Below are 12324 nucleotides of genomic sequence, written 5' to 3' on the forward strand. Positions count from 1 at the left end.
GATCACTCCGCCGGCTGAAGGCGTTGCTTGGCCCGCGCCGGCTTCGGCGCGCCGACCCGCAAGCGCCGGTCGGACAGCGACAAGACGCCGCCGAATGCCATCAGGACCGGCCCCCACCAGATCAGGAGCACCAGCGGCTTGTGATAGATGCGCACGGCGATTGCGCCCTCGGCGGTGGTATCGCCGAGCGAGACGTAGAGCTGGCTCGCGCCGCGCGTCAGCAGCGCGGCCTCAGTGGTCGAGGAGCCGCGGGTGGTGAAGCTGCGCTTGGACGGCGTCATGACGCTGTGCGTCTCGCCGTCACGGCTGACGTTGAACTCGGCAATCATCTCGCGGTAGTTCGGCCCCTGACGCTGGAACAGCCCGTCCAGCTTCAGATCGTAGCCGGCGATATGGGCGACCTCGTTCTGCCTCATCGTCCCGATGTATTCGCTGTTCCAGGTGGTCTCGCAGACGATTCCGATCAGCGCGACGCCAAGGCCGGCATGCGCGAATACCGTCCCCCAGGCCGAGCGCGGCAGGCCGCGGGCGCGGTGCAGCGCCGTTGCGACCGGCAGGCGGAACAGGCCGGTCCGTTCGGCGAGGTCCGTGATCGCGCCAGCGATGACGAAGACTCCAAGCCCAATTGCCAATGGCGCCAGCGCGCTGCCACCACGCGTCCAGGCCCAGACGATGGCGATCACGACGAGCCCGGCAACACCCGCCGCAAGCAGGCGCTGGGTGACGCCGAGCAGGTCGCCGCGCTTCCACGCCAGCATCGGTCCGAATGGCACGGCCAGCAGCAGCAGGGTGAACAGCGGGACGAAGGTGAGGTTGTAGAACGGCGCGCCGACCGACATCTTGAAATCGGCCAGCACTTCCATCGCCAACGGATAGAGCGTGCCAAACAGTACGACCGCGCAGGCCACCGTCAGCAGCAAATTGTTCAACACCAGCGCGCCCTCGCGCGAGATCGGCGCGAATAGGCCGCCCTGCTTCAACGCGGTCGCGCGCCCTGCGAACAGCGACAGGCTGCCGCCGATGAACAGGCAGAGGATCAGGAGGATGAACACGCCGCGCGTCGGATCGGTGGCAAAGGCGTGCACCGAGGTGATGACGCCCGAGCGCACCAGGAAGGTGCCAAGCAGCGACAGCGAGAAGGTCAGGATAGACAGCAGGAGCGTCCAGACCTTCAGCGCATTGCGCTTCTCCATCACGAGCGCCGAATGCAGCAGCGCGGTGCCCGCAAGCCACGGCATCAGCGAGGCGTTCTCGACGGGATCCCAGAACCACCAGCCGCCCCAGCCGAGCTCGTAATAGGCCCAGTAGGAGCCCATGGCGATGCCGAGGGTGAGGAATATCCAGGCGACCAGCGTCCACGGCCGCACCCAGCGCGCCCAGGCCGCGTCGATCCGCCCCTCGATCAGCGCCGCGATCGCAAAGGAGAACGAGATCGAGAAGCCGACATAGCCGAGGTAGAGCATCGGCGGATGCACGGCGAGGCCGATGTCCTGGAGCACCGGGTTGAGATCGCGTCCCTCGATGGGCGGATTGGCGATGCGCAGGAACGGGTTGGAGGTCACCAGGATGAAAAGATAGAACGCGCTGGCGATCCAGGCCTGGACGGCGAGCACATGCGCGCGCAGCGACAGCGGCAGGTTGTTGCCGAATGCCGCCACCAGCCCGCCGAACAGCGCCAGGATCGACACCCACAACAGCATCGAGCCTTCATGGTTTCCCCACACGCCGGTGATCTTGTAGATCAGGGGCTTCATGGAATGGGAGTTCTCGTAGACGTTGGCGACGGAGAAATCCGAGTTCACGTGCAGCATCACGAGGGCTGTGAACGAGGCACCAACGAACAGGAGCTGCGCCAGCGCGGCGGAGCGCGCCACGTTCATCAGGGCAACGTCGCGCAAGCGCGCGCCGATCAGCGGCACGATCGACTGGATCAGCGCCAGTCCAAGCGCGAGCACCAGCGCATAATGTCCGGATTCCGCGATCACCGTACCGCTCCCTGCGGGTTGCCCTGCGCGGTCGTGGCCGCAGGTTTCGCTCCATAATCGTCCTTCCAGTGCCCCTGCTTCTTCAGGGCATCGGCGACGTCCTTGGGCATGTAGGTTTCGTCGTGCTTGGCGAGCACGGTGTCGGCCTTGAACACGCCATGGGCATCGAGCGAGCCTTCGGCGACGACGCCCTGCCCTTCACGGAACAGATCGGGCAAGATGCCTTTGTAGGCCACGGGGAGCTTCGCGCCGCCATCGGCGACTTCGAACGTCACCGCGAGATTGTCGCCGCGCTGGAGCGAGCCGGGCTGCACCAGGCCGCCGAGGCGAAACCGCTTGCCGGGCTCGACGTGTTTCTCCGCCACCATGGTCGGGGTGGAGAAGAACACGATGGAATCGCGCAGGGCGTTGAGCACGAGCGCGGCCGCCAGCGCCAGCACGGCGAGCGAGCCGCCGATGATGGTCATACGTCGCTGCTTGCGGGTCATGGCGTATCCGTTGTTCGCGAGTCTCGTCCCGACATCGTCATCCGTCGAGCCCGAGCGTCTTGAGACCTTCGTTGAGCTGGCGCAAGCGCTCGGCGTCGTTGGCGATTGCCTGACGGGCGTCGGTCGAGGCGCCCATTGCCTTGTCGCGATCGCCCATCACGAGATAGGCGCGCACCAGGCGCAGCCAGCCCTCGACATCGTCGCCGTTCTGCTTCAACCGCATGGCCAGGCGTTCGACCATGCCGCGCACCATCGCGCCGCGATCGCCCTCGCTCATATCCCTGGAGGCTGTGATCGTCTCGTCCGGCAGTGCCGGCAGCGCGCCGCCACTGCCGCCGACCCGCGCCAGCGCGGATTGCACCACGGGACGCCACGGCGCATCCGCCGGCGCTTTCGCAAGCAGCGCGCGCCAGATGGTGGCCGCATCGTCCTTGCGGCCGTCCTGCTCGGCGGCGAGCCCGAGGAAATAATTCGCCTTGGGATCGTCGGCGTCCAGCGCGCGCGCGCGTTCGAATTCGGTCTTGGCCTCGGCGGTCACCACGCCGCCGGCGGCAGCCGACAGCGCCTCGCCGAGGTTGGCCCTTCGTTCGGCGCTCTCGCCGTTGTAGGTCAGCGAGTTCCGGTAGGCGCGCGCCGCATCGTCGAAACGGCCGAGTCGCTCCAGCACCGGCCCGAGCACGTTCCAGCCGCGCCCATCGGTCGGATTCTTTTCCAGATGCTGCTCGACCTGCACAACGAGAGTTTCGAGTGACCGCGCCATGCCGGACCCGGACCCGCGCTGCGCCAGCGGAAAGTCCTGAAGCTTGGGCGAACCGAGCGGCATGTAGACGCCGATCGCAACGAGCGGCAGCCCGACGAGCGCCAGTACAGCCGCGGCACGGCGCCATTTGAGACTCGACTTCGGCACTGGCGCGGGCTCATGGGCGGCGGCGGCTAGCAGCCTGCGGCTGATCTCGACGCGTGCAGCCTCGGCTTCCGGCGCCGCAATCAGGCCTGCACCGAGATCGCGCTCGATCTCGGTCAATTGGTCCTTGTAGACCGCGACCTCGCTGCCCCGATTCTCAGTGTCTTGACCTTCAGAGTCTTGACCTTCAGAGCCTTGGCCTTCAGAGCCTTGGCTCTGCGCGCGCGCGCGACGGCCGAGCGGCCAAAGCACGGCGAAGATCGCCGCGACCGTCATCAGCGCGAACACGAACCATAGCGTCATCAGGCAAACTTCCGGCAGCGCGCGAGCCGCGCCCACACGTGGCTTTACACCACGGCTGGACGCTGCGGCAATTGACAATTGTCAATCTTCCGCGACCGGATGCCGTCTTGAAGTCGTGGGAATCCAACGGCTTAGTGTATCTCGAAGTCTACACTCCGGGCGGCGTCCTCGCCATGCCCGTTGATGGCCTTCAGGAAATACGTTCCCGGCTCGATCGCATCCGGCAACCTGATGCGCAACGCACCAACTGGAACCGGCGAAGCGATCGTTGTTGCGGTCTCCGGCAACGGCCGACCGCTCCCCTTCTCGACCAGCACCACCTTCGCCCTGACCATCAATCTCTGGTACTTCGCCAAGATGACGCGGTTCTCGATTTCAACGAAGCTGATAAGTGCTTTCATGCGCCCACAGATAGAAATTCCCCGGACTTGCACGGCGACCGTAGGGCCCGGCACCGGCACCGTCAACCAGAAATTGTGAGCGCGAAAATATGCGCTTGGATCAGCTCGCGCGCGACGATTTACGCTCGCCGGTCAGCGCGTTCTCCGCAGCGCGACTCATCAGCGAGGCGTAATCGTCGCCGAACAGCACCTCGCAGAAGCGGATCGCGGCCTGCACCTGCTGCTGCCGGTAGGCGCGGACCTTGTGATCGGCGGCGCGAAGCGACTGCACCAGCTGCTCGGTCGAGCGTTCCACATATTGCTGGAGGTCGGAATAGGTGCGCAGTGTCACCTCGTTGATCGCAAGTTCGCTGGCGTAGTTGCGGCAGGTCGCGACAAAGTCGATCAACGCCGCGGTTTCCTCCACCTCGGTGCTGTCGATCCGCGCCCCCGGCGGAATGTCCTTCTCGGCGCGCTGACGCAGGATGCGGCGAACGCGGCCGGGAACGCTGTCGATCTCCGATTGCAGCGCATTGGAGATGTCGGCCCGGATTGCGGTCAACTGCTTGCCCCAGGCGGAATCGTTGCGCAGATCGAGCTCGGTGCGCAGGCCGCGCACGCCGTCGTGCAGCGCCTTGAGATTGCCGGCGACATTGTCGAAATGACCGCGCTTGATGTCCATGCGCAGGATTGCGGCAACGCAGGACAGATCGTGCAGGGCGATGGTGACCGCCACGCCATAGGGCGTGGCCGCGACGCGGATTTCGTCGTCGGACGCGGCAATCTTGATGGCCAGGCGGATGATCTGCCAGGGTGCGGTCATCCGCTGCACCACCATCGACAGCGCGAAGGGCAGCATCTGCGGCGTCTGGAGCACGGGAATGTTGAGCGCTGAAGTCACCGAGACAATCTGGGAATCGCCGAAGGCGCGCAGGAAGCGCGGCAGCTTTTCGTTCAGGGTGGCAATGGCCTCGCGCACGGCGAGCACGGCTCCGATCGAATAGAGATCCTCGATCACGTTGGGAGCACCGACGCGGGCGAGCGCGCGCGACTTGTCGCCGCCGCCCGGCCCGGTCAGGGCAAAGATGGCGTCCGCAGCCACGGCCTGGAGCTTCTGCGCCAGCGCTTCGACCTGTCCCGAACTATCCGCCGGCATCCGCGCCAGCGCGGCCTCGAATTCGTTCACCTTGTCCGGGGCGCTATCGCGGCCGAGCCACTGCCAGATCGGCTGGAGCGAGGCGCGGCGGATCTGTCCGACCCGGATCGGGGCGCCCGCCTCGACCAGGAATGGTTCCAGCACCTGGAACAGAAGCCGCGACAGATCGTCGGTGCGCGGTGGCGGGGCCTCCTCGGTCTCCGTCTTGCGCACGATTTTGCGCAGCTGCTCAAGCACGAGGGTCGCCACAGCGGTTTCCTGGCCGCGTTCCAGCGCGCGCTCGAACTCCCGCATCAGCAGCGCCTGCGACTGCGGCGGGAGCTGCGCGAGATATTCTCTCAGCCGCTCGATCGATGTCTGGCTCATACGCCCGGCTAATGCACTGAAGTGGCGGACGAGGGATGCGTCCGGGCACGATCATAGGGGCGCTCGCCTTAAGAAGCCGTTGAAGCTGCGCTGAATCCCACCGGTTTCGACCTGCAGGACAAATAAGCGTGTGGAAACAGAGGATTATATTCCGGGGAGGACAAGTTCTGCCCGCAACCCGCCGATCGGAGCACTCCCGAGCGTGAGGTTGCCGCCATAAAGTGCCGCCAGGTCGACCACGATGGACAGGCCGAGCCCGGAGCCGGGCTTGGACTCGTCGAGCCGCTGGCCGCGTCGCGAGACCTGGGCGCGCTCGGCCTCCGACAGGCCGCGTCCGTCGTCGTCGACAATGATTCGCAAGCGCGGGCCCACGCCGGCCTGCTGCGGCGCCTCCACCAAAACCTCGATGAAGACGTGCGAAGCGGCCCATTTGCAGGCATTGTCGACGAGATTGCCGACCATCTCCTCCAGGTCCTGCCGCTCGCCGCGGAACTTTGCGGACGGATCGGCGCTGGCCCCGACGACGATGCCGCGGTCGCGATGGATCTTCTCCATCGTCCGCCGCAACGCCTCGATGGCGGGCGCAACCTCCGTAACGGTCGCGACGACCGAGACCCGCGCGGCGATGCGCGCGCGCTCCAGATGATGGGCGACCTGATCGCGCATCACATCGGCCTGTTCCATGACCTTGGCCGCGAACGGATCGGCCGCGTGTATGCCGGCCTCGTTGACGATGACCGAGAGCGGCGTCTTGATCGCATGGGCGAGATTGCCAACATGGGTGCGGGCTCGCTCGACGATTTCGCGGTTGGCGTCGATCAGCGCGTTGGTCTCGCGCGCCAGGGGCGCGATCTCGACCGGGAATTCGCCCTCAAGCCGCTCGGCTCGCCCGGAGCGGATGTCGGCAATCGATTCGGAAATGCGCTTGAGCGGCGCAAGGCCGAAGCGGACCTGGAACACCGTGGTCAGCAGCAGCACGATGCCGAGCGCGATGAAGGTCCCGCCGAGATAATAGTCGAAGCTGCGCGTCTCATCGAAAATCTCGGTATCGTCACCCGCGACGCTAACGAGATATTTGCCGTCGCTGCCGAGATCGACCGGCCGCTCCACCATCCGCAGATTCTGGCCCTCGGGCCCATCGACATAGGCCAGCCGGATGCCGGCGGCGGTGAGCTCCGTGTGCTGTTCCTCCAGCTTCGGCAGCTTCTTGTCCCAGAGCGAGCGCGACGAGCGAACCTCCGGCTTTTCGGTGTCGGTCCGCGTGATCTGCCAATACCAGCCGGACAACGGCAATTCGAACAGGGGCTCACCCAGCGACTGGAACTGGCGGTCCGGCGGCTCGTCGGGGGTGGCGACCTCGGCGATCAGCGTGCGCAGATAGAGGTTGAGCCGGCGATCGAAGGCGCGCTCGGTGGCGTTCTTGTAGACCGAGGACAGCACGACGCCGGTGATGGCCAGGATCACCACGAGCCACGCGGTCGCCGACAGGAACAGCCGGTTCGCAAGCGAGCTAGCGGGCATCGGAAGGGTCCCGGGAGACGCAGAATGTCGGGTCGTCGGCCATCATCACCCGACCAAGGCCCCGTGTCCGGCCGCCCGTCAAGCCCCAACGCCTCAAGCGCCGGGCGCTGCCGGCGGGGTCAGGAGATAGCCGAGGCCGCGGACGGTCTGGATGATGTCAACGTCGAGCTTCTTGCGGATGCGGCCGACAAAGACCTCGATGGTGTTGGAGTCGCGATCGAAGTCCTGGTCGTAGAGATGCTCGACCAGCTCGGTGCGGGAGACCACGCGCCCCGAATGGTGCATCAGGTAGGCCAGAAGCCGATATTCGTGCGAGGTCATCTTCACGGGGTTGCCGGAGACGCTGACCCGGCCGGTTCTGGTGTCGAGCGTGACCGGACCGCAGCTGAGCTCACTCTGGGCGTGGCCGGTCGAACGGCGCAGCAGGGCGCGGATGCGCGCCAGCACCTCCTCCAGATGGAACGGCTTTGCGACGTAGTCGTCGGCGCCGGCGTCGAACCCCTGGACCTTGTCGCTCCAGCGGTCGCGCGCGGTGAGGATCAGGACCGGCATGGTGCGGCCATTGCGCCGCCAGGCCTCCAACACCGAGATGCCGTCCTTCTTCGGCAGGCCGATATCGAGCACCACGGCGTCATACGGCTCGTTCTCGCCGAGATAATGCCCCTCCTCCCCGTCGAAGGCGCGATCGACGACATAGCCGGCGTCGGTCAGCGCCTTGGTGAGCTGGCGATTGAGATCGGGGTCATCCTCCACAACGAGCAGGCGCACGCTTCTCTCCAAAGGCTGCAAGAATAGGCCGCATGATAGACCGCCAGAGATGAGCAATTCCGGCGTGAACTGAATATGAACGCGGGGAACCGGTTTACGTTACTTTTTGGACATATACTATTCGCACGCCGAACCGACTGCGCCCGCCGGGCCCCTCGCCAGATCGGGGGCATGGCGGGCGTAATGTGCCGCGTCGCGCGGCGAGTCGGATGGTCCGAACGTCGCTGGCCCGGGACTTAGCCGGAGACTTAGCCGGACACTTGGCCCGGAGACTTGGCCTGGAGACTTGGCCGTCAGGTCCGGAAGAACACGAACCAGACGACGGCGAGGATCAGGATCGCGAGGCCGGTCGAGATGGCGAGCAGCGCCGCCACCGAAGGTCCCGGTTCGCCCTGGCGCGCCTCGGTCGGCGTTTCGACGATCTGACGTTGCTCTCGCGTGGTTGCCATGGTGACCTCAATCTCAGGCTATCGCGTCCGATTGCCGCGACGTCTCGCGGCAAAATACGTGCCGGGGCAACGCCCGATCCGGAGCGATGTTCCGGAGAGAGCCCTGCGGCAGACGCCCATTGCGGAAGAGGCAACGGATGCCGCGGCCGGCGGTTAACGCCGTTGCAAGATTCCATCCCGGCGCTTGCTATGATTCGCAGTTCCCCGATGGTATCCTTGTCCGATGTCCCTGTTGCGTTTGGAGTAGCCCATGGCCCCCCGCGCCAATTGGAAGGGTTTTCTGCGTCTGTCGCTCGTGACCTGCCCGGTCGCGCTCTATCCGGCCACTTCGGATACCGAGAAGGTTTCGTTCAACCAGATCAACCGCAAGACGGGACACCGGATCAAGTACCTCAAGGTCGATGCCGAGACCGGTGACGAGGTGACCTCCGAGGATATCGTCAAGGGCTACAAGGTCGACACCGACACCTATATCGAGGTCAGCAAGGACGAGCTCGACGAAATCGCGCTGGACTCGACCCACACGATCGAGATCGACGAGTTCGTGCCGAAGACCGATATCGACAACCGCTATCTGATCCGCCCCTATTATCTGGTGCCGGACGGCAAGGTCGGCCACGACGCCTATGCGGTGATCCGCGAGACCATCCGCAGCATGAACAAGGTGGCGATCGGACGCGTGGTGCTGACCAACCGCGAGCACATCATCGCGCTGGAGCCGCTCGATAGCGGCCTGATGGGCACGCTGCTGCGCTACCCCTACGAGGTGCGCAGCGAGAAGGAATATTTCGACGACATCCAGGATGTGAAGCTGACAAGAGACATGCTCGACCTCGCCAAGCACATCGTGGAGAAGAAGTCCGGCGCGTTCGAGCCCGAGCTGTTCGAGGATCACTACGAGACTGCGCTGATCGATCTCATCAACAAGAAGCGCAGCGGAGCGCCGATCGCGGCCAAGGCGGCGCCGAAGACCGGCGGCAACGTCATCAACCTGATGGACGCGTTGAAGAAGAGTCTCGCGAGCGAGAAGGGCGAAACTCCAGCAGCGAAGGTCGCCAAAGAGACAGCCAAGGGCAAGAAGCCGAAGAAGCGCGTCGAAGGCCAGCGCGAGATGCTGTTGCCGATCGCCGGCAAGGGCAAGGAAGCCGCCGCGGCCAAGCAAGCGCCCAGGGAAACACCGAAGAAGGCCGACAAGCCGGCGCGGACCAAGAAGGCCGGATAGCGACAACGGCCCGGGGGCGAAGCGCGTCGTGACATCGTTGACGAAGCGGCCGGCCTGACATGCCCTGGTCGATGCCGTTCGACGATCCCGTCCCCCTGCGTAACGGGCGCAAGCTGCTCACGCTTCAGCAGGCGGCCGACTACATTATGCAACTGCCCGAGGACGCGCAGCATGAACCTCATTGGCAGACCGCCATCGAGACCTTGATCAATGCAGCCGAGGCCGGCGGCGGCTGGTTGCTGTTTGCCCGCATAGCGATGTTGCGGGCGCTGAACGCGGACGGTGGTGGGCATGGATGAGAGCCAAGCTTGATATCAAGCTCGGTATCCTTGCCGACCCGTTGACGAATAGCCTCAACAATCCGTTAAGCGGCACGGTGATGTTCAGCACGACTGCTCGATCATGCTGACGGCGACTCTGGTCGGATGTCGCGCCGCCCGCCCTGAAACGCCGCCGCAAGGGCGCGACGTACGCTCAAACGATATCATCTCGTGAGGGTTTGCCGATTTAGGTCCATTTGGATCGGCCGAGGAAACATTAACTTAATGAGTGTCACACTATGTAACAGGCGAGTTCGACCGAACCTGTTTCTTTTGACGCGCGCAAATTTTAATCGACCGATATACGACTTCGAAAACGACGCAATCGTACATTCGATCGGATGAATAGGAGTTGGCAATGCGTTTGCTCAGGTCTTTCCTTGCCGATGAAAATGGTGCCACCGCCATCGAGTATGGTTTGATCGCCGCCGGCATCGCACTTGCCATCGTTACGATCGTGAACAACACGGGGAACGCGCTCCTCAACAACAAGTTCAACTCGGTCAGCTCGGCGATGAAGTAACGACGGGGCCCGGGCTGGCGACGACCGTCCGAGTTCGTCGATTCCGCCACGATGCCCAGGAGTCGAATGGCAGCGCGGGCCCGCCTCTTTCAGTTCGCATTTCAACAGCAGACACAACCCCGCATTGGCCGCTTGTCTCGGAGCTGTCAGCTATGCTCTCCAGGGTTGAAGGGATCACCGACTTGGGTCGGCCGAGACGTCACCTCGCGTTCGAAGCGGACTTGCTCGGGACGGCGGAGATGCAGCTTCTACTGTAAAAGCTATTTCCATCTCTGGTTTATAAGCGCAGGGTGCTGTACCAACCCATAGGCACTCCCAAAAGGATGATCCAATGAAGCGGCGCGAGTTCGTCTCGTTAGTCGGAAGCTCCGCTGCCGCATGGCCCCTTGCAGCGTGGGCGCAGCATCCGACGACACCGGTTATTGGATTTATCAATGGGACATCGCCGCAGGGATATGGCCACTTCGTCGCAGCATTTCGCAGTGGCCTGGCCGAAACCGGCTACATTGAGGGCCAGAACGTCGCGATCGAGTACCGATGGGCGGACGGCCACTACGAGCGTTTGCAAGCATTGGCGGCTGATCTGGTTGACCGCCGCGTGACCGTTATCGTCGCGACAAGCACCCCTGCGAACCTTATCGCAAAGAAGGCGACGACGCGAATTCCCGTCGTGTTTACCACCAGCAGCGACCCGGTCGAGCTGGGTCTTGTTGCCAGCCTGGACCGGCCGGGTGGCAACGTGACCGGTGCGGTCACGTTGAATGTGGAGGTGGTTTCAAAGCGGCTGGAGTTGCTCCACGAGCTCGTCCCGACCGCGAGCGTCGTTGCCGCGCTCGTCAATCCCGTCAATCCCAATGCCAAGACGCAGTCCAGGGCATTGGAAGCCGCGGCTCGCACGATCGGACTGCAACTCGAGACGGTGAGCGCATCAACTGAAAGCGAAATCGACGCGGCGCTTGCACAACTTGCTGAACGGCGGACGGGCGCTCTTCTGATCGACACGGATGCGTTTCTATTCAGCCGACGCGCTCAACTTGTCGATCTGACGAAACGCTACGCAATTTCCACGATTTTCGATCGACGTGAGTACGCCGAGGCCGGAGGGCTGGTGAGCTATGGCGGAAGTGTCGAAGATGTGTACCGTCTGGCCGGCATTTACACCGGACGGATCCTGAAGGGTGAGAAGCCGGCAGATCTGCCTGTCATTCAATCCACCGCGCTTCAGCTGATCGTCAACCTGAAGACCGCCAATACGCTCGGTATCACCGTGCCGACGTCACTGCTCGCGCGCGCCAACGAAGTCATCGAATAGACCGCTTGTGGTCCAATCCCTATATTTCGGTGGGCGGTTTCAACACTACTTTCCGAGCGAAATGCGGAGATCTCCTTCTGCATCGGATCTGACTGCAGGCGACGCTATGATCCGGGATTACGCTTCGCCCCAACCGGGGCCACGCCGGCGCCACGGCCCGCAAGTTTGAACGCCATCAGGGCGCGTACCCGACCAGGCAAATGTAGCCCGAAATTTTTGTGACAAATGCGGTCTTCTGGACGGGTGTCTTGTCCGCGCCGGGGCGCGGCGAAAGAAAGCTGACTTCGGTGACAACACCTTCCTGGGCCCTGGCCAATTCCTCGCCGTAGGGCTTGCCTGAGGCGTCCTTGCTATCCTTTTGAACAATGCCCAGGCGCGCCGGATTCGGGTTTGCAACCATCTTGCCGTCCGGACCGGCACATGTGGGGTACAGATCCCTGTCGCTGAACTTTGGATCGCCCTTGTTGATCTGGGAGATCGTCTCGCCGGGATCTGCCTCGATGCCGGCGACGACTCTTTCCAGCATTGCGCGAGCCTCTATCGCGTTGCCGTATTGCTGCTGAGCAATCACTGCTGGCATGGATGCGAGCGCAAAGGTGCCCGCAACAAAGAACTTGCTCATCATGA

General features: G+C 63.9%; 13 protein-coding genes. 4 read left to right on the top strand and 9 right to left on the bottom strand.

Annotation, left to right across the window (positions count from 1 at the left end):
* Positions 1–2 precede the first annotated feature (2 nt).
* The 8 genes from FXV83_RS14440 to FXV83_RS42665 form a co-directional block, all read right to left on the bottom strand.
* Entirely contained in the window at positions 3–1985 is a 1983-nt protein-coding gene (locus FXV83_RS14440; RefSeq protein ID WP_148739975.1) for a heme lyase CcmF/NrfE family subunit, read from the bottom strand.
* Positions 1982–2473, bottom strand: a complete 492-nt coding sequence (gene ccmE / locus FXV83_RS14445) for a cytochrome c maturation protein CcmE (protein WP_148739977.1) — start codon at positions 2471–2473, stop codon at positions 1982–1984. Before ccmE ends, FXV83_RS14440 begins: the two co-directional genes overlap by 4 nt.
* A gap of 37 nt (positions 2474–2510) precedes the next feature.
* The gene (ccmI, locus tag FXV83_RS14450; RefSeq protein ID WP_148739979.1) at positions 2511–3680 is read right to left on the bottom strand and encodes a c-type cytochrome biogenesis protein CcmI; all 1170 of its coding nucleotides are present in this window, start codon (positions 3678–3680) and stop codon (positions 2511–2513) included.
* A gap of 131 nt (positions 3681–3811) precedes the next feature.
* Positions 3812–4081 carry a hypothetical protein gene (locus FXV83_RS14455; RefSeq protein WP_187435904.1) on the bottom strand — a complete coding sequence of 90 codons (270 nt, stop codon included), beginning with the start codon at positions 4079–4081 and terminating at the stop codon, positions 3812–3814.
* 100 nt (positions 4082–4181) lie between these two features.
* Positions 4182–5582 carry a hypothetical protein gene (locus FXV83_RS14460; RefSeq protein ID WP_148739981.1) on the bottom strand — a complete coding sequence of 467 codons (1401 nt, stop codon included), beginning with the start codon at positions 5580–5582 and terminating at the stop codon, positions 4182–4184.
* Between the two features lie 144 nt (positions 5583–5726).
* Positions 5727–7103 (bottom strand): sensor histidine kinase, encoded by a 1377-nt coding sequence (locus FXV83_RS14465; RefSeq protein ID WP_148739983.1) that lies wholly within the window; start codon positions 7101–7103, stop codon positions 5727–5729.
* A gap of 93 nt (positions 7104–7196) precedes the next feature.
* Complete coding sequence (locus FXV83_RS14470) at positions 7197–7871, bottom strand: response regulator transcription factor (RefSeq protein ID WP_148739984.1); 675 nt, start codon at positions 7869–7871, stop codon at positions 7197–7199.
* Positions 7872–8164: 293 nt separating this feature from the next.
* Positions 8165–8320 (bottom strand): hypothetical protein, encoded by a 156-nt coding sequence (locus tag FXV83_RS42665; protein ID WP_187435894.1) that lies wholly within the window; start codon positions 8318–8320, stop codon positions 8165–8167.
* 250 nt (positions 8321–8570) lie between these two features.
* Between FXV83_RS42665 and ku the strand changes: the two genes are divergently transcribed.
* From ku to FXV83_RS14490, 4 genes are all read left to right on the top strand, one after another.
* Positions 8571–9542, top strand: a complete 972-nt coding sequence (ku, locus tag FXV83_RS14475) for a non-homologous end joining protein Ku (RefSeq protein WP_148739986.1) — start codon at positions 8571–8573, stop codon at positions 9540–9542.
* Positions 9543–9601: 59 nt separating this feature from the next.
* A complete protein-coding gene (locus tag FXV83_RS14480; protein ID WP_148739988.1) occupies positions 9602–9841 on the top strand; it encodes a hypothetical protein in 240 nt (79 codons plus the stop codon).
* Between the two features lie 379 nt (positions 9842–10220).
* Entirely contained in the window at positions 10221–10385 is a 165-nt protein-coding gene (locus tag FXV83_RS14485; RefSeq protein WP_148739990.1) for a Flp family type IVb pilin, read from the top strand.
* Between the two features lie 331 nt (positions 10386–10716).
* Positions 10717–11697: an ABC transporter substrate-binding protein gene (locus tag FXV83_RS14490; protein WP_148739992.1), complete on the top strand. Its 981-nt coding sequence runs from the start codon at positions 10717–10719 to the stop codon at positions 11695–11697.
* A gap of 175 nt (positions 11698–11872) precedes the next feature.
* On the opposite strand, the gene FXV83_RS14495 is transcribed toward FXV83_RS14490, so the two are convergent.
* Positions 11873–12322, bottom strand: a complete 450-nt coding sequence (locus FXV83_RS14495; protein ID WP_148739994.1) for a cache domain-containing protein — start codon at positions 12320–12322, stop codon at positions 11873–11875.
* Between the last annotated feature and the right edge of the window lie 2 nt (positions 12323–12324).

Origin of the sequence: Bradyrhizobium hipponense, assembly GCF_008123965.1 — a bacterium.
Classification (GTDB): Bacteria; Pseudomonadota; Alphaproteobacteria; order Rhizobiales; family Xanthobacteraceae; genus Bradyrhizobium; species Bradyrhizobium hipponense.

Excerpts from the sequence above, each read along its gene's own strand:
- ccmE (WP_148739977.1), bottom strand. The coding sequence starts at position 2,473 with ATGACCCGCAAGCAGCGACGTATGACCATCATCGGCGGCTCGCTCGCC.
- ccmI (WP_148739979.1), bottom strand. The coding sequence starts at position 3,680 with ATGACGCTATGGTTCGTGTTCGCGCTGATGACGGTCGCGGCGATCTTC.
- FXV83_RS14455 (WP_187435904.1), bottom strand. The coding sequence starts at position 4,081 with ATGAAAGCACTTATCAGCTTCGTTGAAATCGAGAACCGCGTCATCTTG.
- FXV83_RS14460 (WP_148739981.1), bottom strand. The coding sequence starts at position 5,582 with ATGAGCCAGACATCGATCGAGCGGCTGAGAGAATATCTCGCGCAGCTC.
- FXV83_RS14465 (WP_148739983.1), bottom strand. The coding sequence starts at position 7,103 with ATGCCCGCTAGCTCGCTTGCGAACCGGCTGTTCCTGTCGGCGACCGCG.
- FXV83_RS42665 (WP_187435894.1), bottom strand. The coding sequence starts at position 8,320 with ATGGCAACCACGCGAGAGCAACGTCAGATCGTCGAAACGCCGACCGAG.
- ku (WP_148739986.1), top strand. The coding sequence starts at position 8,571 with ATGGCCCCCCGCGCCAATTGGAAGGGTTTTCTGCGTCTGTCGCTCGTG.
- FXV83_RS14480 (WP_148739988.1), top strand. The coding sequence starts at position 9,602 with ATGCCCTGGTCGATGCCGTTCGACGATCCCGTCCCCCTGCGTAACGGG.
- FXV83_RS14485 (WP_148739990.1), top strand. The coding sequence starts at position 10,221 with ATGCGTTTGCTCAGGTCTTTCCTTGCCGATGAAAATGGTGCCACCGCC.
- FXV83_RS14490 (WP_148739992.1), top strand. The coding sequence starts at position 10,717 with ATGAAGCGGCGCGAGTTCGTCTCGTTAGTCGGAAGCTCCGCTGCCGCA.
- FXV83_RS14495 (WP_148739994.1), bottom strand. The coding sequence starts at position 12,322 with ATGATGAGCAAGTTCTTTGTTGCGGGCACCTTTGCGCTCGCATCCATG.